This is a genomic window from Rhodoferax sp., from assembly GCF_028688795.1.
Taxonomy (GTDB): domain Bacteria; phylum Pseudomonadota; class Gammaproteobacteria; order Burkholderiales; family Burkholderiaceae_C; genus Rhodoferax.
Genome location: NZ_JAQTXM010000035.1, coordinates 1 through 25,537 on the forward strand (window position 1 = coordinate 1; position 25,537 = coordinate 25,537).

Genomic DNA, 25,537 nt, shown 5'->3' on the forward strand with positions numbered 1-25,537 from the left:
AAGTCAGGGGATAGCCAAAACCAGCAATTCAGTACACTTGTCCACAGTTGCCAATTCAAAATTCGGCAACACGCCCTGGCTCAATATTGAATCGGCAGGGTGGCTCAATATTCAATCGGCGCTGACAGACCAACACCAAGCAGAGCCATAGTCAGGTCAGTGAGAACCACCGGCTTTGTGTTGTTGATCGTGATTTGCAGCTTGTCGTTGAAATCGAGCTCAATAATGTTGTTGGTTGCCATGATTTCCCGTTGTTGTGTTTATTTGTGGGCAAAAAGTTCGAGCCGCCCGGGCACGCAGTAAGCGCCGCGAAGCGGTATCCTGCTGCTGTGTGTACTTGCCGAGCGAAATGCCATGTTTAGGATCAAAAGTTGAACATGTCGTCGTCGTCATCTTCCTCTTGAGCCTCGGCAACGGTTCTAAACAGCTTCGAACCCGTGGCGTTTTTGGTGACGTCATTGTCCGCAGCCGGTTTGGCAGGTGCCCAGATGTCAAGATCACCATCGGAGTTTAAGACTTGCATTTCTGTATCTGGCGCGGCAATGGAGGGTTTGAGCGGTCGGTCCCTAGCTGCTGCTGTTGTGTTCATCATGTTGACGGCGGCAAGCCGTCGCTCTTTTCGCCCAAGCATCTGTTGATCGTCAATACGATTGAGCAATTTATGGAGACTGGTCTCCAGTTCTTTTTGGTTGTTTTTGTTTCCGCCATTCTGAATGACCAACGCCTTCGCATAGCTGACGGTCATTTCATTGAAGGGACGATGAATCGGGCCCATTCCAGTCCAGTGAAGCTCATGCCATTGGTTCAACGTGTGGTCGTAAAAGGCTACAAACGTCCTGTCCCGGGGGTCATAACGGATGGGCCATTTGCCATTTTGAGCGTGGTATGGAGATGTCTGATCACGGAAATCATTCAAAATGTCGCCGTCATAGCGCAAGCCTCTTAGGTCGATGCCATAGTGCTGAATGGTTCGCCAATCCGTTGGTAGCAGCTCGTAGTACAAGTTCTTATCGGGGACAACATAGAGAAAGCCTGCCCTGGCAATTCCTTCCTCGAACATATGATTGGGGCTAATGTGCAAGTGGGGGACGTTTGGCAGTGACAGCCCGTCATGATGCTTGGGCTGCCAGTAGGTCGCCACCCATTCTGCGAATTTCATTTCGATTTCATCGAGAAACCAAAATGCTTTTTCGCCCGGATCGCTTCCTCGTGACCAGACGTCTGGACCTTTGTAACCATCCAAATTTAGGACAAAACTTTCGCGGATAGTCTTGAAAATCCTTTCAACATGAGCCTTGTCTGTTGGGGTGTACGGCCTCGCTATAAACAAATTGATGCCAAGGTAGTTACAAGCACTGGAGAACGCTTCGGAAAGAAACACGCGGCCTCGATCAACGATCACGGATTCTGGGTGAATAAAAGGAATGGCTGCAAGTGGCGATCCAGGTGCGTCATCACCAACCTCAACAACGATGCTCTCGGGAATGCCAATATATGCAAACTTTGTGGTTTCGGCCCAGTCATAACCTTTGAATTTGGGCTTGATCATGTCTGCCAATAGAAACGCAGCATCCACCGCTTTGGTGCCCCTGGGGGTAAATCGCCAAGCCACCAGGGACCGTGTAAAAAGGTCAAGCGCGATGGTTAACTCAACTGGGATCCACTCGAATGAGTACGGATCCATGGCGTAGGCATCCAGTGGGGTGGAGTCGATCAAAACCATCTCTCCTGGTCTTGTGGCCACAAAGTGTGAGTACGGTTTGTCTGGTCTATTTGAGATGCTTCGACGCTGTTTGGCCGCACCTTTGAGCCCGACACCCTTTGTCAACTCTTTCAGCCTACGGTTGAAAGTGGCCTCTGATGGCAATGAAATATCTTCGTTGGGGTACTGTGCCTTTAGTTCGCGTTCAACAAGTCGGCGGATTCGATTGTTGGTGGTATTCGATACATCAACAAGTGAGTCAGTAACCATAAAAATGGCTTTCTGAATGCGGTCATCAAGCTTTGCAGTGCCCAGTTTGGACTTTCGGCCATCCAGCAAACCATGCAGACCATGGTTTTCATAAGATTTTTTTTGATTCCACAGTGTTCGTAAACTAACCTTGAGTTCATTCGCCTTTAATTCAAATCTGGACCGCATCGTAGTGGCTACGGAGTCATATCCTGCTCTTGGTTCACCTGGCAGTGCGTCAGCCTCTGTACCAGATCGATACCCGGTCATTGCTTCCATTAAGTGAGCAGCCAATTCTTTGATGGCCTTCAGTTCAGCGTTAGAAACGCCCTCAATAAAAATTGGCACCACCTCATCGTCAACTCGTCCGATTAGTTTGAACGAATCGGACGTGACGAGATGTCTCAGCCCTATCCTGATGACTTCGCCTTGATTGGAGCGCATAACAATTACCGAACCAGCGAACCCTTCAACAACATAGGCTGTAGCCTCAAACTCGATTTCGGCGCCAATGGTAAGTTTGGGCATTTTCATCATGGCGGGTCCTGCTTGGTTGTCGAGAGCATCTTTGGTGATGGTGTTAGGCCGCTAACCAAACTTCGGATTTATTGGTTAAGAGGGAGCGTGTATCAAAGTCGAGCTGTCGTTTCCACATTAAGAAAAAAAGCACGGGGCGCACCAAGGCTTCAGGTCCAAGATCAGCTAAAAGGTCTTGAATCGATTGACGTTTAGACGCTTTGTCAATGATCGGTGCAGCGAAGTCATTGAATTTGGCTGGAATTCGGCGATAACCAGCAAGCCAGTTCAAGTTGGCCAAAAAGATGGGATTTGGTTCGCTCAGGGTTACATACGCCCAGCCAAAGGCTTCGCACAACTCGGTACAAGCTTTGAATGACCTCTGGTTGAGTGGCTTTTCTACATGGCGTCTTGGCTTGACATTGACCAAGAGTCGTTTCCCACCTTCTAGCCATACCAAAAAATCCGGGATGTGGCGTCTGCGCTCCCCGTCTGATTTGAAGTGCAAGCAGAACGGTTGTGGAAGGATAGCCTTGATTTTTTGACTGAAATCAAGCTGTTTAAGGATAAACATCTCAAGCCGGCTCTCATACCAAACCAGTTCATTCACCTGCGACACCCAGAAGAATCCGGGGATGTGCTTTTGAGTCTTGTGAACACCGGGCACCCTGAAAAGCGCCAGCTCACTTCGTTCGAACTTAGTGATTAACGCAATCTCTCGCTTCTGGATAAGTTCTCCAGAAGCAAGAATGAGCGAAATCAGCTGTTCGTCGTGGCCAGTACCCATGACACCTCATCCGTTAAAGAGGTGGGGAGTCTATCAGGTTCGGTGCAAAATAGTGATTGGATTTGACTTTAGTGCAAAGTAGGTGCAAACTATAGTGATTCGCTGCAATGTATATTGAGTCCCTACAATACCAGCATCAAACCACCTGTCCCAATTTGAAGATGGGCAGGTACATGGCGACCACAATGCCGCCAATCACGGTGCCCAGAATGACGATGATGATGGGCTCCATCAGGCTGGAAATACCGGCCACCATGTCGTCCACCTCGGACTCGTAGAAGTCGGCCGCTTTGCCCAGCATGTGGTCAATCGAGCCGGATTCTTCACCAATGGCGCACATTTGCAGCACCATGCTGGGAAACAGGTTGGCATTGGTCATGGCCGCCGTGAGCGCTGTGCCGGTTGACACTTCCTGCTGGATTTTGAGCGTGGCTGACTCGTATACCCAGTTGCCAGAGGCGCCGCCCACCGAGTCCAGCGCTTCCACCAGTGGCACACCGGCGGCAAACATGGTGGACAGGGTGCGCGTCCAGCGTGCGGTGCATGATTTGTCGACCAGCACGCCAAAAATCGGCATTTTCAGCAACAGGCGGTCCATGACCTGCTGCATCTTGACGTTGCGTCGCCAAGCCTGCATGAAAAAGTAGAAGCCGCCACCAATGCCGCCAAAAATCAGCCACCAATAGCTCACAAAAATTTCACTGATGGCAATCACCACCAGCGTGGGGCCGGGCAGGTCAGCGCCAAAGTTGGAAAACACCTCTTTGAACGCCGGCACGACAAAAATCATGATCACTGCCGTGACCACAAAGGCCACCACCAGCACCGAGATCGGGTACATCAGGGCACTTTTGATCTTGGACTTCATGGCCTCGGTCTTTTCCATGTAGACCGCCAAGCGGTCCAGCAGCTGGTCCAGAATACCGGCAGCTTCACCAGCCTCGACCAGGTTGCAGTACAACGCGTCAAAGTACAGCGGGTATTTGCGAAAGGCCACCGAGAGCGATGTGCCAGTTTCGACATCGGTGCGAATGTCGTTGAGCAGCCGGGTCACGCTGGGGTTGGGGTTGCCCCGGCCCACAATGTCAAACGCCTGCAACAGCGGCACACCGGCTTTCATCATGGTGGCCAGCTGGCGCGTGAAAATGGCCATGTCTTTGGGCTTGATGCGCTTGCCGGCACTCATGCGCCGTTTTTTGATTTTGCTCGGCATCACACCCTGGCGGCGCAGGGACGACTTGACCTGGTTCTCGCCGCCAGCGCGAATCTCGCCGCGCACTTGTTTGCCGTTGCGGTCTTTGCCTTCCCATTCAAAGACAAATTCTTTGGGTTTTGACTTGTCAGTGGCCATGGTGTTCGGGTCCCTTGATTATTCGTTGCTGACGTTCAGCACTTCTTCGAGTGAGGTCAGTCCCATTTTGACTTTGTGCAAACCGGCGTCGCGCAGACTGCGCACGCCCTCGCGCTTGGCCTGCTCACCGATTTCCAGGGCGCTGCCATCGCGCAAGATGATGCGCTGGATTTCATCGCTGATGGGCATCACCTGGTAAAGCCCGACGCGGCCCTTGTAGCCGTTGTTGCAGGCGCTGCAGCCCACCGGGTGGTAGGGTTTCCAGCTACCGTCCAGCTCATCAGGTTTGAAGCCGGCGGCGAGCAGTGCCTTGTCAGGAATGTTGATGACTTTTTTGCAAGCAGGGCACAGGCGGCGCGCCAGGCGCTGGGCGGTGATCAAAATCACGCTGGACGCCACGTTGAACGGCGCCACACCCATGTTGCGCATGCGCACCAGGGTGGATGGCGCGTCATTGGTGTGCAAGGTTGATAGCACCAGGTGACCGGTTTGGGCCGCCTTGATGGCAATATCTGCCGTTTCAAGGTCGCGAATTTCACCCACCATGATGATGTCTGGGTCTTGCCGCAGGAACGCTCTTAGCGCCACGGCAAAGGTCAGCCCAGCCTTGTCGTTCACATTGACCTGGTTGACGCCGGGCAGGTTGATTTCAGAAGGGTCTTCGGCCGTGGCAATGTTCACGCCGGGCTTGTTGAGCAGGTTCAGGCAGGTGTAGAGCGACACGGTTTTGCCTGAGCCGGTTGGGCCCGTGACCAAAATCATGCCGTAGGGCCGGGAGATGGCCTGCATCAGGCGCTCTTTTTCCACTGGCTCGTAGCCTAGCGCGTCAATGCCCAGTTTGGCGCTGTTCGGGTCCAGGATACGGATCACGATTTTTTCGCCAAACAGCGTGGGCAGGGTGCTGACGCGGAAATCGATCATTCGGTCGGGGCCGATCTTGAGCTTCATCTTGCCGTCTTGTGGTACCCGCTTTTCGGAGATGTCCATGCGCGAGATCACCTTGATGCGCGAGGCCAGTTTGTCCTTGATGGCAATCGGGGGCGAGGCAATTTCGCGCAGCTCGCCGTCAATGCGAAAGCGCACCCGGTAGTTGTGCTCATAGGGCTCAAAGTGCAAATCGGAGGCGCGCATGGTGAAGGCGTCAATCAGCATCTTGTGCAGGAACTTGACCACTGGCGCGTCGTCGACCTCAGAGCTGGTCATGGCCACGTCGTCACCGGCGGGCTCGGCCGCCAGCTCATCAAATTCAAAGTCGGTGCCGACGATGTTTTCGATCGATTCGGTGGCTGAGGCCGAGTTGGTTGACACCAGTTTGAGCAGCTTGTCGTATTCGGCAATGACCCAGTCGACCGTCAGCTGGGTCGAGAACTTGATTCTTTCCGCTGCCTTGTGATCGGTTGGGTCGGCGGTGGCCACAATCAGGCGGTTTTGCCGCTTGCCCAGCACCACCAAGCGGTAATCCTGGCAAATCTTGTTGTCCAGCAAGCCCTTGGGCAAGCGTTGCGGGTCCACGGCGGCGAGGTCAATTTGCGGGGCGCCAAACGCCAACGACAAGGTGTGCGCCAAATCGGTGGCCGACACCGCGCCCGAGCCGGTGAGCTCGGCGATAAAGCTGGAGCGATTGACCTGCGCCTTGCGAAAAATGTCTTGGGCAAACTTTTGCCCAAGCTTTCCTGACATGACCAGCGTGCGCCCCAAGCCCGTTAGGGTGATGTCAGTAGCTGCGGGCAGGAACGAGTCAGGGGCATGCATATGGCAGGAATGTACTTGAACAGGTGTGCTGGCTGGGCGGGTGGCTGTACAGGGGTGAAAAAAACAGCGTCAGTGGCGCATACAACGTGTCATTATCCAACGCTTGCGGGCGATCTGGCAGGCTCAGATGTCAGGCTGGGGCGCGTGTGGTTTGAGCGGTAGCCAAACGCGCAGCGTGCTGCCGTGGCCCGGTGTGCTGTGAACCTCAATACGACCACCGTGGGCCCGCACGGTGTCATAAGCAACCGATAGCCCCAGGCCTGTGCCCTGGCCGACCTCACGGGTGGTAAAAAACGGCTCAAACAGGCGCTGTCTCACCTCTGCAGACATGCCGCAGCCGGTGTCACTGACCTCAAACCAGGCGTGTGTGGCGTCAGCACCGGTGCGCACGGTGATCTGGCCACGACCCGCGATGGCCTGCGCGGCGTTCAGCAGCAGGGCCATCGCCACCTGGTTGATGTGGGCCACCTTGCAGGGCACCGGGGGCAACTGGTCAAATTCACGCACCATCTCAGCCTTGTCCTGAAGGCGGGGCCAAGCCATTTGCAAGGCGTCTTCCAGGTTGGCATTCAGGTCGGTCAACTGCCACGCCACTTTGTCAACTTGTGAAAAGCTGGTGAGCTGTGCCACCAGCGTCTTGACACGTTTGAGGCCGTCTTGCGACTCCTGAAATAGATCGCCAAGGTCTTCTTTGATGAAGTCGATGTCGGCTGCGGCAAAGTCGGCCGCCGTGGCACGCCCGGCGCGGCTGGCTTCCAGCAGTTGCATCAAGTTGTCGGTGTAGTGCTTCAGGCTGCCCAGGTTGGATGTGACAAAGCCCACTGGGTTGTTGATTTCATGGGCCATGCCAGCCGCAAGTTGGCCGACTGAGGCCAGTTTCTCGGCCTGCAGCAGCTGGCGCTGTGATTCGCTCAAGGCCAGCGCCTTCTCCACCAGGTCAAACCAGCGCCGACGTAGCAATTCCAGCAGAGCCCAGCCCGACCCGGCCACCAGCAAAAAGACCAAGCCATAGATCAGCGCGTCTTCTTGTACGTTGGCTTGCGTGGCCCGCGTAATGGGGGCGAATGGCAGCGACACGCTGATGCCACCGCGCACATCGCCCACCTTGTAGCCCTGCTTGGCGTGACAGGCCAGACACGACTGCAACACCGGGAGCGGCGCCATGTAGCGCAGGTGCCCACCTTGCGCGTCGGCTTGCACCGACATGACTTCTTTTTGGCCTTGCTCGAACAAGCTCAGGGCGCCCAACTCCCAGGCATCAGGCGCGTTGGCCGGGCGAATCGGGTGCAGGCTGGTGAGGCGGAAAACAGCGCCGCTTTGTGCGTTGGCCAGGTTGCCAATCAGACGCGTCATGTAAGCCGGGTTGACTTTGGTCAGCGCCACGCCAGTGGTGGTGAGCACGTCGCGCTGCGGGTCTTCCAGGTAGGGGTTGGGCTGGGTTTCGGGGGTAATGGGCACGTAGACGCCGCCGTGGCTGGCGTTCCAGCTGCGTGTGAGCACCACCATGTTGAACATGTTGCGTGCCCCTTCCAGGGCCACCGCAATGCCCTGTTGGCGCATGTTCAAGGTGTGTGCGTAGAACGCGCCACCCACCACGGCCGCCCAGACCAGTAAAAAAACCAGCCACCAGCGACGCTGGCGTATGGCAAGTGGAATGACGGCAGTGGGCGTGTGAGGCATGGCGTGACGCTTTTGGAGTGCGTTATTTTCGCACTGGCGCGCTGCTTTGATCAGGCTTGAAAAATATTAGCTAAATAGGCCTCTAGCCCTTTTAAATATTGCGCAAGTAGCTATATTTTTAATAGCTACCAGATGATGTTGGCTAACGTTCCCAGTGCGGGTGTTGTTGCGCGGCCCAGGCCAGCCCACTGGCGACACCACCAAACCGGTCGCCATGCACCAGGTGGGCATTCGGGAAGGCTGCCTGCAGTTCGCCCACCAACGGGCTCAGGGCCGATGAGCCGCCGGTGAGGTACAGCGTGCTGGGTTGCGCCAGCCCGGCATCGGCCACGCATTGGCGGGCGCATTGGGTGATGGCCGTCAACTGGGTTCGCAGCAGGCTGTGCAAGGTGGCGGGGCTGAGTTCGGCCAGCGCGGCTTGGGTTTGGCTGGGCAAGTGCAGGCAGCTCAGGTCGATGCGCTGGCTACGTTGGCTTTCGGAGCATCCAATTTTGGCCATCTCCACAACGGCGAGCAACTGGTGTCCAAGCCGTTCGGTCAGCACATGCAGCAAGCGCTGGTGCTGCGCTTGGTCGGTGAAGTCGCGCCACAAGCCGCGTGTTTCAGCCAGGCTTTTGCGGCTGCTGGCGTGGTGCACCAGGTGCCAGGTGGCCAGTTCGTAAAAAACGCGGTTGGGCAGCTCGCGCCCGCCGGGGGTGCGTTGGCCGTAGCCCAGCAGGGGCATGACGCAGCCCAAATCAAGCAGGCGGTCAAAGTCGGTGCCGCCCAGGTGGATGCCGCTGGTGGCCAGAATGTCACTGCGGCGGTCATGCCCCAGCGGCTGCCCGGGGCGCAGCTGAATCACGGTGAAGTCCGAGGTGCCGCCGCCAATGTCAACCACCAGCACCTGCGCTTGGGTTTGAATGCGGCGCTCGAAATCAAACGCTGCGGCTATCGGTTCCAACTCAAACGCCACGCGCTCAAAGCCCGCGGCCACGGCTGCGCGTTGCAGGGTAGCCTGCGCCAGTGCGTCACGCTGTGGGTTGTCGTCGACAAAATGCACCGGGCGCCCCAGCATGGCGGCGCTGACCGGGTAGCCCAGTTGGGCTTCAGCGCGGCGTTTCAGCTCTTTGAAAAACAGCACCACCACGTCAAAAAAACTCATGGCCTGCCCGTTCACCATGGTCTGCTCGTCCATCAGGGTGCTGCCCAGCAGGCTCTTGATGGCGCGCATCAGGCGCCCGGCGCCAAAGCCATCCTGCACATCGTTCAGGTAGTCCTGCATGGCCGCTGTGCCAAAGGACAGGTGGGCGTCTTCGCTGGAGAAGTACAGCGCCGTGGGCATGGAGGTGCGCGCGCCTTCCAGGGCGATGGTGTGCAGCTGCCCACGGGCATCGACCAGAGCGGCAGCAGAATTGGAGGTGCCAAAGTCGATGCCCAGCACCGGGCCGGTGGCGATAGTTTCAGGCGTGGGTACAGATGGCCGTGACGCGGCGAGTTCTCGAACCATCTTGCTTAAAGGGCGGGGCGCGCCAGCTCGTGTGTCAAGAAGGCGGAGATGTCCGCAATTTCACGTGGGTGCACGCTGTGTGGCATGGGGTAGCTGTGCCATTGCACCGCATAACCCAAGTCGCTCAGCAGCTCGCGCGAGGCTTCGCCGCGCGCCGGGATCACCACAGGGTCCTGGCTGCCGTGCGCCATGAAAATGGGGGTTTTTGCGTTGGCCTCAGCGCGTTCTGCTGCAAAGGTCTGCGCCAGCGGCAAGTAGCCCGACAGCGCCACAATGCCCGCCAGGCGTTGCGGGTAGCGCAAGCCGGTGTGCAAGGCCATGGCGCAGCCCTGTGAGAATCCGGCCAGCACGATGCGCTCAGTGGGAATGCCGCGTGCGACTTCGCGCGCGATTAGCGCCTGAATGGCTCGCTCAGAGGTGCGGATCCCCGCCTCATCCTGCTGGCTGAGCAGGTCAGCCCCCCGAATGTCATACCAGGCGGGCATCACGTAGCCGCCGTTGACGGTCACTGGCATGCTGGGCGCGTGGGGAAAAATGAAGCGAATCCCGGGGCAGCCGGAAAGGTCCAGCTCAGGCACCAGGCCCGCAAAGTCATGGCCATCCGCGCCCAGGCCATGCAGCCAGATCACGGCAGCGGTTGGGTTGGAGGTGGTCTCGATTTGAACGTGGGGGAGCACAGGGGTCATAAAGCAATGAAAATAAAACGTCAGGACAGCAGCGCCTGGGCAAATTCCCGGGCGTTGAAAGTTTCCAGATCTTCGAGCTTTTCGCCCACGCCGATGAAGTACACCGGTATCGGTCGCTCGCGCGCAATGGCAGCCAGCACGCCGCCCTTGGCAGTGCCGTCGAGCTTGGTGACGATCAGGCCGGTCAGGCCCAGCGCATCGTCAAAGGCCTTGACCTGGCTCAGCGCGTTTTGCCCGGTGTTGCCATCAATCACCAGCAAAATTTCATGCGGCGGCAAGCTATCTGGCGCGCCGGTGTCGGTCGGCCCGGCTTTCTGGATCACGCGCTTGATTTTCTTCAGCTCTTCCATCAGGTGCAGCTGGGTCGGTAGCCGCCCGGCGGTGTCTACCAGCACCACGTCACGGCCACGCGCTTTGCCTGCGCTCACCGCGTCAAAGGCCACGGCCGCCGGGTCGCCACCCTCCTGGCTGATGATGTCGACGGCGGTGCGGTCGGCCCAGACGGTCAGTTGCTCGCGGGCGGCCGCCCGAAAGGTGTCAGCTGCAGCCAACAGCACGCTGGCGTTCGATGCGGCCAGATGCCGCGTGAGCTTGCCAATCGAGGTGGTCTTGCCCGCGCCATTGACCCCCGCAACCATGATCACGCTGGGTTTGAAACGGCCAATGACCAGCGATTTTTGCAGCGGTGTCAGCAGGCTGGTGAGCGATTCAACCAGCAAGCCCTTGACCGCCGCCGGGTCGGTGGCCTTGATCTCTTTGACGCGGCGTTTCAGGTCTTGCAGCAAATGCTCGGTGGCTTTGACGCCCGTGTCGGCCATCAGTAGGGCGGTTTCCAAGTCTTCATAGAGTGCGTCGTCAATTTGCGTGCCGGTGAACACCGTGGCAATGCTGGCACCGGTCTTGCGCAAGCCGGTTTTAAGCTTGTCGATCCACGATTTGCGCGCCGGGGCAGGCGCATCGGCCGGCACCACCATGGGCGCGCTTGCAAGCGCCGGTGTAGCTGGCGTCTTGCTGGGCGCTTCAGGCGTGACTGCGCCCGCTGTTGGCAGTGTCACCGGCGCTGGCACGCTGACGGGCAGCGCTTGCGTGGCCGGGTTGATGGCAGGCGTGATCGGTGTGGGGGGCTTTTTTTTGAAAAAACTGAACATTTTGTGGGTTCGTGGTATCACTACATTCTATGAAACACAACGCAACTCTTTCTTTTGGCCCCGCCTTGCCCCGCTGGGCAATGGCTGGCGTCATCTTTACTGCTTTGGCCGCAACCGCAGTGACTGCAGCAGCTGAAGCGACCGCTACCGCACCTGTGTCGGTGCCAGCACCAAGCGCAACGGCGCCCGCCACAGCCAACGCCCAGCAATTTACCTTGTCCAACGGCATGACGCTGATCGTCAAACCTGACCGGCGCGCCCCCACTGCGGTGCATATGCTCTGGGTGCGCGTGGGGTCGATGGACGAGGTCGATGGCACATCTGGCGTGGCCCATGTGCTGGAGCACATGTTGTTCAAGGGCACGCCCACGGTGCCGGCGGGTGAGTTTTCGCGCCGCGTGGCGGCCTTGGGTGGGCGCGAAAACGCGTTCACCAGCCGCGACTACACCGGTTATTACCAACAAATTCCAGCCAATCGGCTCGAAGACGTGATGAAGCTGGAGGCTGACCGTTTTGCCCACAACCAGTGGTCGGACGACGAATTTAAAAAAGAACTTGAAGTGGTCAAGGAAGAGCGCCGCATGCGCACCGAGGACAACCCCCGCGCCCTGATGAATGAGGCGCTGAACGCCGCGGTGTTTGTGGCGTCGCCGTATCGCCGCCCCATCGTGGGCTGGATGAGCGACTTGGACGCCCTGACCGCCGATGATGCCCGTGCCTTTTACCAACGCTGGTATGGGCCTGCCAATGCGGCAGTGGTGGTGGCTGGTGACGTGGATGTGAACCAGGTCAAGGCCCTGGCTGAAAAATATTATGGGTCTTTGCCCAGCCGGGCCGTACCAGTCCGCAAACCGCGTGAAGAACCGTTGCAGAGTGGCTACAAGCGCATTGCATTCAAAGCCCCTGCCGATCAGGCCACGGTCACGCTGGCCTTCAAGGTGCCCAGCTTTCAATTGCGCCCGGATGCCAAAGATGACCCCGACGCCTTGGCCCTGACCGTGCTGGCTGCGGTGCTGGACGGCTACAGCGGCGCACGTCTGGAGCGCGCCCTGACGCAAGGCCCTGACCGCGTGGCTGACAGCGCGGGGGCTGACAACGGTTTGTGGGGCCGCGGCCCGCAACTGTTTTTGTTGATGGGTGTACCGGCACAGGGCAAAACGGCCACGCAAGTCGAAGAAGCCCTGAAGGCGCAGGTGGCGCGCATTGCCCGTGAGGGAGTCACGCCGCAGGAGTTGGCGCGTGTCAAGACCCAGTGGGTGGCGGGCGAGATTTACAAGCTTGACTCGATCTTCAACCAGGCGCGTGAGCTTGGCACGCAGTGGGCGCAGGGTTGGGCATTGGACGCCGGTGACCAATTGATCACGCAACTGCGTGGCGTCACAGCCGAGCAGGTGCAGTCGGTGGCTCAGCGCTATTTTGGCGACGATGCGCTCACCGTGGCGCAGCTGGTGCCACAGCCCCTGGACAAAACCCGTAAGCCACGCGTCGCCCCAGCTGGCGCCCGGCATTGATCGTCGCAACAAACCCCAAGTTATGAATACTATTAAAAAAATAGCTATCTACGCATTATCCATAGGGGTTAGCGCCTTATTTCTTATAAATTTCTCATGGGCCGGCATTCCCATTGAGCACTGGACGCAGCCCAGTGGCGCGCAGGTGTATCTGGTGCAAAGTGCCGCCATTCCGATGGTTGACGTGCAGCTTGACTTTGACGCCGGTGGCCGCCGAGACCCAGCCGATCAAGCGGGTCTGGCCAGCGTGGCCGCCGCTATGACCGCCAAGGGTGTGCGTGCCAGCACTTCGCCCGCCGAGCCCGCACTGGATGAAAACGCTGTGGGCGAGGCCTGGGCCGATTTGGGGGCCAGCTTTGTGGCGCATGCCACCAGTGACCGCATGAGTTTTGCCTTGCGTTCCCTCACCTACCCCGATTTACTCGCTAAAGCCGTGCAATTGGCAGCCCGCCAGCTGGCCGAGCCGTCGTTTCCGGCCGATGTGTGGGGACGTGAGCGCGAGGGCATGCAGGCTTCCATTCGCGAGGCCAACACCCGTCCGGCCACCATCGCAGGTCGCGCCTTCAACCAAGCCGTGTATGGCAGCCATCCTTATGGCTACGAGATGACGCAAGAGTCGTTGGCGCGTATTGACGTGTCGCAGATGGCCGCCTTGTACCGCCAGATGATTTTGCCGTGTCGCGCCAAGGTGACGGTGGTGGGGGCGTTGAACCGCAGCCAGGCCGACCAGCTGGTGGCGAAGTTGCTGGGGCGCTTGTCGTCTGAAGCCGACCTGACGCACCAATCGCAGGGCAGCCCGCGCGCCAAGGCGCAACTTGCTGGAACCGCCGCAGTGGTAAGCTGTCCGGCACTGCCCGCTGTGGCGGAAGTGGCGCCACTGCAACAACCCAGCGAGCAACGCATCGCCTTTGAGTCAGCCCAGGCGCATGTGTTGCTGGGCCAGCCCGGCTTCAAACGTGACGACCCTGATTTCTTTGCGCTCACCGTGGGCAATTACATTTTGGGTGGCGGCGGTTTTGTCTCAAGGTTGACCAACCAGGTGCGTGAAAAACGCGGCCTCAGCTACAGCGTCTACAGTTATTTTTCGCCCGCCTTGCACGCTGGTGCGTTCACCATCGGCCTGCAAACCCGCCCCGACCAGGCAGACCAGGCGCTGCAGGTGTCGCGTGAGGTGTTAACCCGTTTTGTGGCAGACGGCCCAACTCAGCACGAGCTGAAAGCCGCCAAGGACAACCTGATTGGTGGTTTTGCCCTGCGCATCGACAGCAACCGAAAACTGCTCGACAACGTGGCCAACATCGCCTGGAACCATCTGCCGCTCACCTACCTGGACACTTGGACCCAGCAGATTGACAAAGTTACCGCTGCGGACATACGTGCCGCCTTCCAGCGCAAATTGCAGCCGCAAACCATGGCCACGGTGGTGCTGGGCGGCGCACCCAGCAAACTCTGATTGCACAGGCATTGGGGCTTGATGCCCCGCAGGTAAGATGCAGCGCATGAAGAAACAAGACCCCAACAAGCGACCCGTTCGACCGCACCGCTCACAAGCGGTGCAAAGCCACGAAGTGCGCATCATCGGCGGCGATTGGAAGCGCACCAAGCTTCAGGTGGCCGACAAACCCGGCTTGCGCCCGACCCCTGACCGGGTACGTGAAACCCTCTTCAACTGGCTTGGCCAGGACCTGTCTGGCTGGCGTTGTCTGGATGCCTTTGCCGGCACCGGCGTGCTGGGTTTCGAGGCCGCCTCACGCGGGGCGGCGCAGGTGCAATTGGTGGAGCACGATGCGGCGCTGGTGGCTCAACTCAAGCGCGTGCAGATCCAGTTGCAGGCGGATGCGGTGCAAATCACCCGCGGCGACGGCGTGGCGGTGTTGCGCCATGCCACGTTGGCTAGCCTGGACCTGATTTTTATTGACCCGCCGTTTGACTCTGACGTGTTTGATTCAGCCATTTCGGCAGCAGCGCAGGCCGTGGCCTTGGCTGGTTTTGTCTATCTGGAGGCGCCAAAAAAGTGGACCGATGAACAACTTCAGCCCATGGGCCTGCAACTGCATCGCCACCTCAAGGCGGGCATGGTGCATGCCCATTTGCTTAAGCGCCTGGCCGCTGACCCGCTCGCTGCGGGTTGATAATGAAAACGTGTCTATTGATGCAGAAAGATCGCCATGGCCAGTGACCTGATCGCCGTCTATCCGGGCACATTCGACCCGATCACGCTCGGCCATGAAGACGTGGTGCGCCGTGCCGCCCAGTTGTTTGGCCATGTGATCGTGGCCGTGGCCGCAGGGCACCACAAAAAAACCTTGTTTTCGCTGACTGAACGCATTGAGATGGCGCGTGAATCCGTCCAGGCTTACCCCGGCGTGCAGGTTGAAAGCTTTGAAGGTCTGATGCGCGATTTTGTGGTGGCGCGCGGCGCTCGGGCCATGGTGCGCGGCCTGCGGGCCGTTACCGATTTCGACTACGAATTCCAGCTGGCCGGCATGAACCGCAGCCTGATGCCCGATGTGGAAACCGTATTTTTGACGCCTGGCGACAAATTCCAATTCATTTCCAGCACGTTTGTGCGCGAAATTGCCACGCTGGGCGGAGAGGTCGACAAGTTTGTGTCGCCGGGCGTGAACCTGCGCATATTGCAAAAAGTGCGCAGCCAGTCAGCAACACCTTGACAACCATTTTGGAGAAACCATGAAGATTCTTTTGCCTTTTGACGGCTCTGCTGCCGCCCTGGACGCCGTTCGTTTCGCCATTCGCATGGCGGGGGAAGGCCTCAACACCAGCATCGTGTTGGCCAACGTGCAAGAGCCCGCCAGCTTATATGAGTTGATGGTGGCGCATGACCCGCAAGTGATTGAGCAGGTCAGCGCGGCGGCCGGTACAAACACCTTGCGCCCGGCGCAGGCCTTACTGGATGAAGCCGGCCTGCCATACGAGACCGAGGTGGCTTCTGGAGACCCCGCGCACACGCTGGTCGATATTCTTGAAAACTATGGCTGTGACCTGGTGGTGATCGGCGCCAGTGGCACCAGTGCCCTGCGCAGCGCCTTGCTGGGCTCCGTGTCCAATGAAGTGTTGCATGCGGCTGGTGTGCCGGTGATGATCGTCAAAGGTTCAGACCAAGAGCAAGACACTGCTGACCTCGCGGAATAGGCCAGCCTTTTAAAATCCGGTCATGTTCACTGACTTTGGATGGCGCACATGGCCTTGTTGATTACCGATGAATGCATCAACTGCGATGTGTGCGAGCCTGAATGCCCCAATGAGGCCATTTACATGGGGCTTGAAATCTACGAGATTGACCCCCAAAAGTGCACCGAATGCGTGGGCCATTTTGATGAGCCACAGTGTGTGCAGGTGTGTCCGGTGAATTGCATTCCGGTGAATTCACAATGGGTGGAAGATCAGGAAACCCTGTGGCAAAAATACCGTCGCTTGCAAGCTCTGGCGACCCCGCTTGGCGGGGGGGGCGATGGCACGGGTGCCATCATTGAGACGCAACCAGTGCCGATGCCGTCGCACTGATACGCTGGTGGCGTGCTGCCTGCCTCGCCTTATTCGGGCAGAGTGGCTTTCTTCTTCGCCCGTTTCGTCTTGACTGGTTGTTTGTCCGATCCGGGCACCAGTGCGATGAAGGCATCTGGCTTGTGGTGTTTTGGTTTGATGCGCTTGGGCGTGATTTTGCTGACCACGGTGTTTGCACTTTGTTTGGGTGTGGGCGCGGTCGCAGGCTGCGTTGCAGGCAGTCGGACGCGTGCTGCTTTTTCCTGCGCCAACCGGGTTTTCTCAAGCTCGTCTGCTAACTTGGCATCACGTCGTGTGGCGTCATCCATCTGCAGTTTTTGCGTAGGCTCACGTGCATCGTTTAAGTTCAAGGTGCTGGCACCCGGGCAAGGGGTCTGGCTGTAGGTGTTGCCACATTTGTAGACGTTTTGAGCCTGTAGCCCACTTGATACAGTGCAGAGAAGTATCAATAACGTAGCAATTCTTGTCCCTTTTTTCCGCGTCCTTTGGGCTGCTTTGGTCATGTGTCGGCCTTTGCTGGTTTGATGGGGTCGTCCGTTAGTGCATCCGGTGGTGGGCTGGTCGCTGGGCGCGGTGGTTTGGGGCGCGGCGGCTTGCTGGTGTGCACCAGTCGGATGGCTTGCTCCATGTCACCTGCCAAAAATTGTGGCAAGGCCTTGAGGGCACGGTCAATCGTCTGCTCAATCGCAATGCGGTGGTCGAGTGAGGGCTTTTTCAGCACCCAGTGAATCACTTCGGCCTTAACGCCAGGATGCCCAACGCCCAGCCGCAGGCGCCAATATTGGTCGGTGCCCAGTTGTGCGTGAATGTCGCGCAGGCCGTTGTGCCCGGCGTGGCTGCCACCCAGTTTGAGTTTGGCTTCCCCGGGGACGATGTCCAACTCGTCATGCGCGACCAAAATGTCCTGCGGTGGGATCTTGAAAAAATTCGCCAGCGCCGCCACCGATTTACCGCTTAGGTTCATAAAGGTCTGTGGCTTTAGTAACCAAATCGGTTGGCCCTGTACATTGGCTCTGGCCACTATGCCGTGGTAGCTCTTGTCCATGACCAAGGTCGTTTTGAGTTCCCGTGCCAAGGCATCAATCCACCAAAAACCTGCGTTGTGACGGGTGTCTGCATAGTCTGGGCCGGGGTTTCCCAGGCCAACAAAAAGTCGAATCATGGTGTGATTATGCAAAAGTGATGGCGAAAAAAAACGGCCCACACAGTGAGCCGTTTTGCATGCCAGGGGAGGCTTATTTTTTAGCTGTTTTGGCAGCTGGCTTGGCGCCCGCTTTACCAGCCGGCTTGGCAGCTGCGTCTGGCTCAGCAATGACTTCTGGCGCTGCAACCACCACCACGGACACCACGACCGGGTTCTTGTCGCCACCGTGAACGACCACGCTCACACCCTTGGGCAGGGGAATCGCTGCCAGATGCAGAGAAGAACCCTTTTTCAAGCCGCTCAAGTCCACCTTGATGAACTCTGGCAGGTCGCTTGGCAGGCACAGCACGTTCAGTTCGCTGATGACGTGGTTAGCAATGCAGCCTTCAGACTTGATGGCGGATGAGTTTTCATCGCCAACGAAGTGCAATGGCACTTTCATGTGCAAACGTGTGGTGGCGTCTACGCGTTGAAAGTCCACATGCAAGATGAGTTGCTTGAAGGGGTGAACTTGCACGTCGCGCAACAACACGGGGCTCTCGGTGCCGCCGATGTCCATGGTCAACACGCTGGCATGAAACGCTTCTTTTTTAAGGGCGTGCCACAACGTGTTGTGATCAATTTCGATCGCTTGTGGGGTGGTGCCGCCACCATAAACGATACCCGGTGTGCGACCGGTGATGCGGAGACGGCGGCTCGCACCCGTGCCCTGCTTGGAACGCTCAAAAGCGGTAAATTTCATATGCTTAACTCCTGGAAGAGTCCACCGCGACCAGTGTGACCCCAATTAAAAAAAGCCGGGCACCCCGAATGGATGCACCAGCCACTTGAAGTTCTGATCAGAACAGGTTGTCCTGGTCAGAAAATAAACTCATCACTGATTGGCCTGCGGCGATGCGCTGAATGGTTTCAGCGATTAGCGGGGCCACATTGAGTTGCCTGATTTTTGGGCACGCCAAGCCTGCGGCGCTCAGTGGAATGGTGTTGGTGACGACTACCTCATCAAGCGCTTCACCATGGGTGATGCGGTCAATGGCCGGACCTGAAAAAATGGGGTGCGTGCAGTAGGCATACACCTTTTTGGCGCCACGCTGTTTCAATACTTCAGCCGCCTTGACCAATGTGCCTGCGGTGTCAATCATGTCGTCCATGACAACGCAGTTGCGGCCTTCAATTTCGCCGATCACATGCATGACTTCGCTGACATTGGCTTTGGGCCGACGCTTGTCGATGATGGCCAGATCGCAATTGAGCTGCTTGGCCAGGGCACGTGCGCGCACCACACCGCCCACGTCGGGCGACACCACGATCAAGTCGTCGTAATTTTTTTGCCGCAAATCACCTAGCAGCACGGGTGAAGCGTAAATGTTGTCGACCGGGATGTCAAAAAAGCCCTGAATCTGGTCTGCGTGCAAGTCCATGGTCAAAACCCGGGCCACGCCCACGGCTTGCAACATGTTGGCTACTACTTTGGCCGAGATGGGTACCCGGCTAGAGCGCGGGCGGCGGTCTTGGCGGGCGTAACCAAAGTAGGGTATCACTGCGCTGATGCGTTCAGCTGAGGCACGCTTGAGTGCATCAACCATGATCAGCAATTCCATCAGGTTTTCGTTGGTGGGGGCGCAGGTGCTTTGAATGACAAAGACATCACGGGCACGCACGTTTTGTTTGATTTCAACGGTGACTTCACCGTCTGAAAAACGCCCGACTTCAGCGGCGCCCAGCTCGGTCTTCAGGCAGCGCGCAATGTCGGCTGCCAGCGAGGGATTGGCATTGCCTGTAAAAACCATGAACTCAGGGGGTTGTTCGGCTTGCATGAAAATCCCAACTTATAGGTCGCTGTTTGCGGTGGTGTGCCTCACGTGCACACCTGAAAAATTTGGCAGGGGAAGAAGGACTCGAACCTTCGCATGCTGGAATCAAAATCCAGTGCCTTAACCAACTTGGCGACTCCCCTACACGGGTGACTCATGAGACATGAATCACCGATAACTTTGACAATCTGCGCTTGAAGCCTATGCAGCCCAGCCTTCAAGCGGGTGGACTGGCAGATTGTTACATTGCTTGACCTGAAAACCTGGCGGTGCCGGAATGTTCATGTCTTGCAATGTTCGAGCAAACACAGCGCTTCCAGAGCCAGTCATTCTGCCATTTAACCCCAAGTTGCTTAACCAAGCCAGAGCTTGGGAAACATCAGGACAAATTTGCTGAGCAACGCCCTGCAAGTCGTTACAGCCAAAGCCGTATGCGTCTGCAGCGAAGCCTGAAAGTATAGCGGGTTCAGTGTCTCTTTTTAATTGCGGATGTGAAAAAATTCGTTGGGTGGCGAGTCCATCCGCTGGTTTGACAACCAAAAATTGCGCTGGTGGCAGTGCAATGGGGGCCATTTTTTCGCCAATCCCGCTGACCCAGGCGTTACGGCCACCCAGAAAAAACGGCACGTCAGCGCCGAGCGCCAAACCCAGTGGCAGCAGGGCATCCAGCCCAAGATTGAGTTGCCACAAGCGGTTCAGCGCCAGCAGGGTGCTGGCCGCGTCGGACGAACCACCGCCCAGACCGGCTTGTGATGGAATGCGCTTGTCGATGGCAATGTGCGCGCCAAAACGCGTGCCGGTGAGTTTTTGCAGGGCATGCGCGGCGCGCACCACCAGGTCATCCTGCGGCAGTGGCACGCTGAGGTCTTCGCGGCTGATGTGTCCGTCATCCCTCAGTTCAAAGTGCAGGGTGTCGACCCAGTCGATCAGCATGAATACCGATTCGAGCAGGTGGTAGCCATCGGCGCGCCGACCGACGATGTGCAAAAACAAGTTGAGTTTGGCGGGGGCGGGAATGTCGTACAACGATTTCATGGCAACCAGGGGCGCGTTCAGGGTTCCAAGATCAGGCGAAGTTGTGCCTGGGGCAGCGGCATGCGCCGATGCGCGGTGATTTTGCCCTGCGCAAATTGCACCAGGTCGACCTCCCAGCCGTCGGCCGCCAGTTCACGTCCGTCCAGCCAGGCAAACAGCGCCTGCACCGGCACATCGGTGCCAAGCAGGTTTTGAATCAACGGGCTCAGACCGGTGAATGTGCGTGTGTCACCGGGCGATGCCAGTGTCGCCAAATAGGGTGTCCAGCGGATGGCTGCGGCGGTGCTTCCCACGGGGGTGAAAAAGGTGAGTGTGCCGGTGTCTGGTGTGCCCGTGAGCTCAAATGCCGCACTGAAAGACTGACGCTGCGACAGCGGGTTGCCCGGGTCGGCTTCCACCTGCATGGCCAGACGTCCATGCCAGCTCGGCATATTTATATCATTTAGGTCTCTAGCCCTCTGATTTAAAGCGCAACCAGCTATTAAAAAAATAGCAACTAGCTGGCTGACCCAAACAATGGCGCGGCGAGTCACAAGGTGACCTGTAGACGTTTCAGGGTATTCACCAGAGTCTCGTTGGTCGGGTTGAGCTTGACGCCTTCGCGCCAGACCTGCAGCGCCTCAGGCTGGCGCTTGAGCGCCCAAAGCACTTCACCTAGATGCGCCGCAATTTCGGCATCGGGCTTGGCCTTGAAGGCGCCTTGCAGCAGCTCCAGTGCCACGTTGAGGTTGCCACTGCGAAATTCAACCCAACCCAGGCTGTCAATGATGAAGGGGTCGTTGGGGGAGAGTTCCAGCGCCTTGCTGATCAGGGCCTTGGCTTCAGGCAAACGCATGCCGTGTTCTGCAAATGAATAACCCAAAGCGTTGTAGGCATGTGGGTCATCTGGCTTGCTGGCGATCAAGCCGCGCAGTAGTCGCTCCATGTCACCGAGCTCCCCCAGTTTTTCATGCACCATGGCCAGGTCATAGATCAGGTCTGGGTCGTCCGGGGTCTGTAGCAGGCTGCTTTGCAGCAGGTTGCGAGCACGCGCAAATTGCTTGTCGTCCTTGAGTAATTGCACCTCAGCTGCGCTTTTTTGCTGCGCCTCTTCCGCCGAACGCGCCGCGTGATTGCGGATCAATGTGAGCCCGGCTTCTAGCTGGCCTTGTTGGGCCAGCAGGGCGGCGCGCCGAATTTGGGCGCGTAAGAGTTCATCGGGCGTGTCAACCCGCTGCAGCCAAGCATCGGCCGCTTTGAAATCTTTGCGCTGCTGCGCAATTTGTGCCAGAGACAGGAACGCTTGCGTGCGCCCGCGGACAAATTCCGGGCGCGGCTCGTTGGGTGTGGTTGCCTCAGTCAGGTCAAGATAGCGTTGCAGTTGCCGCTGGGCATCATCGAACTGCCCGTCCTGCAAAGCCAGTGCGCCGTTGATCAGCCAAGTGTCGGGATAGTCCGGGCTTTGAATCCTGATGCTTTCCAGTTGTGCCTTGGCATCTGCCTCGCGCTTGGCGTTCAGTAGCGCCTTGACGTAGGCCATGCGAAATTCCGGCCGCGCGTGGGGCAAGTGCTTACCTACCAAGTCTTCTGCGGCGGGCAGTTCGGGGCTCATCAGGGAAAGTGCCAGCAATGCGGGGTGTTCAGACCGGGGATCCTGACCCAATCCATTGGCGGCTGCGCTCAAGGCCGCAGGTTTGTCGCCGGCACTCAAGGCCATGCGGCCCACCACGGCCCAGGCGGTAGGACTCATCACGCGGTCTTGAAAAAAGCTGGCCAGCGCTTTTTTGACCGTGCTGGCTGCTAATGCGCGGTCACTTGCACGCTCAAAAATACCGGGAATGGACCAAATGACATCGCGCTGTTCTTGAACCGGGGTCAGAGCGATGTCGCGTTTCAGGGGCTCAAGCGTATCTGCGATGCGGTTTAGCCCAAGCAGCACCTGCAAGACATAGCGGTTGGCTTCGCGGGACGCAGGCACCGCCTGGAGCCAGGCCCTGGCGGCCAGCAAGGCTGATTCGCCGGAGCGGGCTTGCAGCGCGATCTGCACCGCTCGTCTGAATAAATTGGGGTCGTTTGTTTTTCGCGCGGCATCAAGCATCAGCGAAAAAGCCGCTGCGGGTTCGCCGCTACGGGCGTTCAATTCGCCCAGCAGGAGCTGATAAAACAAGCCACTGTCCAGCGCTGAAACTTTGCCGCCAGGTTCTGGGCTGGGCGTGGTTTGGGCTTGCGCGGTGACGGCAAGCGTCAGCAGCAAGGGTATTAAAAGACAGTGTTTGAGGCGCATCCGGTCATAATAATTCATGTCCGCATTAAAGATTTTTCATGCCTGAATTACCCGAAGTTGAAGTCACTCGCTTGAGTTTTGCGAAAGACATCCAGGGGGCTGGTGTGCTGGCCGCTCGCCTGGGGAAACCACTGCGTTGGCCGCTGGGCTGCGATGTGGCGCAGTTGGTGGGGCGACAGGTGCGATCGGTGCAGCGGCGCGGTAAATATTTGCTCATTGAAATGAGCCAGGGCTGGCTGTTGGTGCACCTTGGCATGTCGGGCAGCTTGCGATTTGCCCAGGAACTGCCACCGTCCGGTGTTTATGACCATTTTGAGTTGGTGACCACACTGGGCACCCTGCGGCTCAATGACCCCAGGCGCTTTGGTGCCGTGGTGTATGTGGACAATTTGACCGACCCTCAGGCACACAAGCTTTTGGGGCGTCTGGGCATGGAGCCGCTGTCCGATGCGTTTGACTTGCGTCAGTTTCAGGCTGGGCTGGGTCAGCGCAAGGCGGCCATCAAGCAGGTGCTGCTGGCGGGCGACGTGGTGGTGGGGGTAGGGAATATTTATGCCTCTGAAGCCTTGTTTTTGGCTGGCATCCGTCCCACCATCAGTGCTGCCGACTTGAGTAAGCCCCGGGTGGCGCGCTTGCAGGTCGCCATTCGCGATGTGTTGGCGCGTGCGGTTGAAAAAGGGGGCAGCACCCTGCGTGATTTTTCAAGCGCGGACGGGCAGACTGGCTACTTTCAGCTGGAGGCCATGGTCTATGGCCGGGCCGAGCTGCCGTGCAAAGCCTGCGGTAGCACCATCAAAATGATCAGGCAGGGGCAGAGGTCCACTTTTTACTGCCCCAGTTGTCAAAAACGCTGATCCGCTTTCGCCAAGCGTTTCCCGCAGCAGTGCTATATTGAAACCAAACCGTAAGCCCGGAGGCACATTGGGAAGTTCATTCAACGAGAAATTTGACCAGCATGGTGTTTGGCGACGTGAGTTTGCCTTGCGCCTGAAACTGCTCGCGCAGTGGCTGAAAGACCAGGACTTGCTTGACGCATCGGTGGAAGACCGCTTGCATCGACTCGAAGCCCAGGTGCGCGTTGACAAGGTCATGGTGGCTTTTGTGGCCGAGTTCTCGCGCGGCAAGTCGGAGTTGATCAACGCCATCTTTTTTGCCGACTATGGCCGACGCATCATGCCGGCCAGCGCCGGGCGCACCACCATGTGCCCGACTGAGATGGGATACGACCCTGATGTGCCGCCGTGTCTGCGTTTGTTGCCTATTGAGTCACGTTTGCAGCCGCAGAGCTTGATGGAGTGGCGCATGGCGCCTGAGAAATGGGAGCGCACCGACCTTGACGTGGCCAACCCCAAGCAACTTGCCGAGGCCTTTGCCAAAGTGGCCGAAACCCGTCGCGTCACACTCGAAGATGCCAAGGCGCTTGGGTTTTGGCAAGAAAATGCCGACCAGTCTGCGGTCCTGATGGACGCGCAGGGCTTGATTGAAGTGCCCAAGTGGCGCCACGCCTTGATCAATATTGCACACCCGTTGCTCAAGCAAGGCTTGGTGATTCTCGACACACCCGGGCTGAACGCAATTGGTGCAGAACCTGAGCTGACGGTGAGTTTGATCCCTCAAGCCCAAGCAATTGTGTTTATTTTGGCGGCTGATACAGGTGTCACCCAGTCTGACCTGTCGATCTGGCGTGAGCACTTGGTGCAGGATGACCGCGACACCTCAACCCGAGTGGTAGTACTCAACAAGATTGACACCCTTTGGGACGCGCTGGATAGCCCGCTACAGGTGCAATTGCAGATTGAAGGGCAGAAGCAGACCACAGCCAGTATTTTGGGCGTGCCCGAGCAACAGGTGGTGGCTGTGTCGGCGCAAAAAGGCCTGCTGGCCAAAGTTAACAACGACGCAGCCTTGTTGCAGCGCAGCTGTTTGGGTGCTCTGGAAGATGCGCTCAGTCAAAACATCATGGGGCGACGGCAAAAAATTCTGGCTGCAGCGGTGGCGCGTGGCATCAATGAATTGCGCAACGAGACCTCACGCGTGGTGCACATGCGTCGGGGTGACTTGCTTGAGCAGTCCATGGAACTCAAGGGCTTGCGCGGAAAAAACACCCCGGTGATCAAAAACATGCGCTCGCGCATTGCGCAGGAGCAGGCTGAATTTGATGCGGGAGGCGTCAAGATTCACGCAGTACGCTCGGTTCACCTGAAATTGCTGCGTGAGATATTTGCGTTGTTAGGCCCGAGCAACCTCAAGCGGGAAATGGCGCAACTGACCGCTGCGCTGCAGCAAAAAGGCTTTAAGTTAGGCATCAAGCGCGCCTATGGCGACACCTTTGAGCGCTTGCGAACCAACATGCATCAGGTTCACACGAAGGGGCTTGAAATTCACGCCATGTTGTTGGCCACTTTTTTGCAGTTGAACACCGATTACGGCTTTTCCCTGCAGGTGCCAGACGAACCTCAGGTGGATGCCTATTTGCATGACATGCAACTGATCGAGCGCAGCCATGTGCAGTATCTGGGGCTGGGTAATGCCTTTCGCTTGGCTCAGCCCGCGTTCACTGATCGGCTGGTCCGGGCCTTGTCGACACGTTTGCGCACGGTGCATGAGATGGCTCTGACCGACATCGAGGCCTGGAGCAAGTCTGCTGCTGCGCAATTGGATGCGCAACTTCGTGAGCGCCGCAAGAATTTTGTGCGTCGCCTGGAGGCGATTGATCGCATTGAGCAAGCCTCAGGTGGCTTGGATGAGCGCATTGCAGAAATTAGCGGGCGCAGCGCAGACCTTGATCAGGCTGAGCGCAAGTTGGCTGAATTGACCGACTATTTGATTCTGATGACAGCGCCCGAGCGGTTCGGTGTTGCCATGAATGGCACGGCAGGTTGACC

Annotated in this window: 24 protein-coding genes and 1 tRNA gene; 8 read left to right on the forward strand and 17 right to left on the reverse strand. The window is 57.9% G+C overall.

The features are described 5' to 3' along the window. Positions 1 to 104 precede the first annotated feature (104 nt). From PHQ58_RS19750 to ftsY, 9 genes are all read right to left on the reverse strand, one after another. Entirely contained in the window at positions 105 to 242 is a 138-nt protein-coding gene (locus tag PHQ58_RS19750) for a hypothetical protein (RefSeq protein ID WP_300114641.1), read from the reverse strand. 122 nt (positions 243 to 364) lie between these two features. After that, entirely contained in the window at positions 365 to 2,488 is a 2,124-nt protein-coding gene (locus tag PHQ58_RS19755) for a Mu transposase C-terminal domain-containing protein (protein ID WP_300114644.1), read from the reverse strand. Positions 2,489 to 2,531: 43 nt separating this feature from the next. Beyond that, positions 2,532 to 3,254 carry a TnsA-like heteromeric transposase endonuclease subunit gene (locus tag PHQ58_RS19760; RefSeq protein ID WP_300114647.1) on the reverse strand — a complete coding sequence of 241 codons (723 nt, stop codon included), beginning with the start codon at positions 3,252 to 3,254 and terminating at the stop codon, positions 2,532 to 2,534. Positions 3,255 to 3,390: 136 nt separating this feature from the next. Beyond that, positions 3,391 to 4,605: a type II secretion system F family protein gene (locus PHQ58_RS19765; RefSeq protein ID WP_300114650.1), complete on the reverse strand. Its 1,215-nt coding sequence runs from the start codon at positions 4,603 to 4,605 to the stop codon at positions 3,391 to 3,393. Between the two features lie 18 nt (positions 4,606 to 4,623). Then, positions 4,624 to 6,357, reverse strand: coding sequence for a type IV-A pilus assembly ATPase PilB (pilB, locus tag PHQ58_RS19770; protein WP_300114653.1), 1,734 nt, complete (start codon positions 6,355 to 6,357; stop codon positions 4,624 to 4,626). 123 nt (positions 6,358 to 6,480) lie between these two features. Then, a complete protein-coding gene (locus PHQ58_RS19775) occupies positions 6,481 to 8,037 on the reverse strand; it encodes an ATP-binding protein (protein WP_300114656.1) in 1,557 nt (518 codons plus the stop codon). Between the two features lie 142 nt (positions 8,038 to 8,179). After that, positions 8,180 to 9,526 carry an Hsp70 family protein gene (locus PHQ58_RS19780; RefSeq protein ID WP_300114658.1) on the reverse strand — a complete coding sequence of 449 codons (1,347 nt, stop codon included), beginning with the start codon at positions 9,524 to 9,526 and terminating at the stop codon, positions 8,180 to 8,182. A gap of 5 nt (positions 9,527 to 9,531) precedes the next feature. Continuing rightward, complete coding sequence (locus tag PHQ58_RS19785) at positions 9,532 to 10,212, reverse strand: alpha/beta fold hydrolase (RefSeq protein ID WP_300114660.1); 681 nt, start codon at positions 10,210 to 10,212, stop codon at positions 9,532 to 9,534. A 20-nt stretch (positions 10,213 to 10,232) separates the two neighbouring features. Further along, positions 10,233 to 11,360, reverse strand: a complete 1,128-nt coding sequence (ftsY, locus tag PHQ58_RS19790; protein ID WP_300114663.1) for a signal recognition particle-docking protein FtsY — start codon at positions 11,358 to 11,360, stop codon at positions 10,233 to 10,235. A gap of 227 nt (positions 11,361 to 11,587) precedes the next feature. On the opposite strand from ftsY, the gene PHQ58_RS19795 reads away from it, so the two are divergent. From PHQ58_RS19795 to PHQ58_RS19820, 6 genes are read left to right on the forward strand one after another with little or no spacing between them, the layout of a single operon-like run. Next, positions 11,588 to 12,871, forward strand: a complete 1,284-nt coding sequence (locus tag PHQ58_RS19795) for a pitrilysin family protein (protein ID WP_300114760.1) — start codon at positions 11,588 to 11,590, stop codon at positions 12,869 to 12,871. A gap of 22 nt (positions 12,872 to 12,893) precedes the next feature. After that, positions 12,894 to 14,324, forward strand: coding sequence for a pitrilysin family protein (locus PHQ58_RS19800; protein WP_300114666.1), 1,431 nt, complete (start codon positions 12,894 to 12,896; stop codon positions 14,322 to 14,324). 46 nt (positions 14,325 to 14,370) lie between these two features. Beyond that, positions 14,371 to 15,003 (forward strand): 16S rRNA (guanine(966)-N(2))-methyltransferase RsmD, encoded by a 633-nt coding sequence (gene rsmD, locus PHQ58_RS19805; RefSeq protein WP_300114669.1) that lies wholly within the window; start codon positions 14,371 to 14,373, stop codon positions 15,001 to 15,003. Positions 15,004 to 15,039: 36 nt separating this feature from the next. Further along, complete coding sequence (gene coaD, locus PHQ58_RS19810; protein WP_300114672.1) at positions 15,040 to 15,543, forward strand: pantetheine-phosphate adenylyltransferase; 504 nt, start codon at positions 15,040 to 15,042, stop codon at positions 15,541 to 15,543. 19 nt (positions 15,544 to 15,562) lie between these two features. After that, entirely contained in the window at positions 15,563 to 16,024 is a 462-nt protein-coding gene (locus tag PHQ58_RS19815; protein WP_300114675.1) for a universal stress protein, read from the forward strand. Between the two features lie 48 nt (positions 16,025 to 16,072). After that, a complete protein-coding gene (locus PHQ58_RS19820; RefSeq protein WP_300114678.1) occupies positions 16,073 to 16,396 on the forward strand; it encodes a YfhL family 4Fe-4S dicluster ferredoxin in 324 nt (107 codons plus the stop codon). Positions 16,397 to 16,425: 29 nt separating this feature from the next. Here the strand turns inward: PHQ58_RS19820 and PHQ58_RS19825 are convergent, their stop codons facing one another. The 8 genes from PHQ58_RS19825 to PHQ58_RS19860 all read right to left on the reverse strand — a co-directional run bounded on the left by PHQ58_RS19825 (position 16,426) and on the right by PHQ58_RS19860 (position 22,670). Continuing rightward, positions 16,426 to 16,746, reverse strand: a complete 321-nt coding sequence (locus tag PHQ58_RS19825) for a hypothetical protein (RefSeq protein WP_300114679.1) — start codon at positions 16,744 to 16,746, stop codon at positions 16,426 to 16,428. A gap of 149 nt (positions 16,747 to 16,895) precedes the next feature. Then, positions 16,896 to 17,558, reverse strand: coding sequence for an aminoacyl-tRNA hydrolase (pth, locus tag PHQ58_RS19830; protein WP_300114682.1), 663 nt, complete (start codon positions 17,556 to 17,558; stop codon positions 16,896 to 16,898). A gap of 73 nt (positions 17,559 to 17,631) precedes the next feature. Beyond that, the gene (locus PHQ58_RS19835; protein ID WP_300114685.1) at positions 17,632 to 18,282 is read right to left on the reverse strand and encodes a 50S ribosomal protein L25/general stress protein Ctc; all 651 of its coding nucleotides are present in this window, start codon (positions 18,280 to 18,282) and stop codon (positions 17,632 to 17,634) included. A gap of 97 nt (positions 18,283 to 18,379) precedes the next feature. Next, the gene (locus PHQ58_RS19840) at positions 18,380 to 19,357 is read right to left on the reverse strand and encodes a ribose-phosphate pyrophosphokinase (RefSeq protein ID WP_300114688.1); all 978 of its coding nucleotides are present in this window, start codon (positions 19,355 to 19,357) and stop codon (positions 18,380 to 18,382) included. 63 nt (positions 19,358 to 19,420) lie between these two features. Then, a tRNA-Gln gene (locus tag PHQ58_RS19845) sits at positions 19,421 to 19,497 on the reverse strand. 58 nt (positions 19,498 to 19,555) lie between these two features. Then, positions 19,556 to 20,389, reverse strand: a complete 834-nt coding sequence (gene ispE, locus PHQ58_RS19850) for a 4-(cytidine 5'-diphospho)-2-C-methyl-D-erythritol kinase (protein WP_300114690.1) — start codon at positions 20,387 to 20,389, stop codon at positions 19,556 to 19,558. Between the two features lie 17 nt (positions 20,390 to 20,406). After that, positions 20,407 to 20,820, reverse strand: coding sequence for a lipoprotein insertase outer membrane protein LolB (locus tag PHQ58_RS19855; RefSeq protein ID WP_300114692.1), 414 nt, complete (start codon positions 20,818 to 20,820; stop codon positions 20,407 to 20,409). A gap of 98 nt (positions 20,821 to 20,918) precedes the next feature. Beyond that, on the reverse strand, positions 20,919 to 22,670 hold the full coding sequence (locus PHQ58_RS19860; protein WP_300114696.1) for a tetratricopeptide repeat protein: 1,752 nt from the start codon (positions 22,668 to 22,670) through the stop codon (positions 20,919 to 20,921). Between the two features lie 20 nt (positions 22,671 to 22,690). On the opposite strand from PHQ58_RS19860, the gene mutM reads away from it, so the two are divergent. Together mutM and PHQ58_RS19870 are read left to right on the forward strand one after the other, a co-directional pair. Continuing rightward, complete coding sequence (gene mutM, locus PHQ58_RS19865; protein ID WP_300114699.1) at positions 22,691 to 23,506, forward strand: bifunctional DNA-formamidopyrimidine glycosylase/DNA-(apurinic or apyrimidinic site) lyase; 816 nt, start codon at positions 22,691 to 22,693, stop codon at positions 23,504 to 23,506. 67 nt (positions 23,507 to 23,573) lie between these two features. Then, positions 23,574 to 25,535: a dynamin family protein gene (locus PHQ58_RS19870; protein WP_300114702.1), complete on the forward strand. Its 1,962-nt coding sequence runs from the start codon at positions 23,574 to 23,576 to the stop codon at positions 25,533 to 25,535. The last annotated feature ends 2 nt before the right edge of the window (positions 25,536 to 25,537 follow it).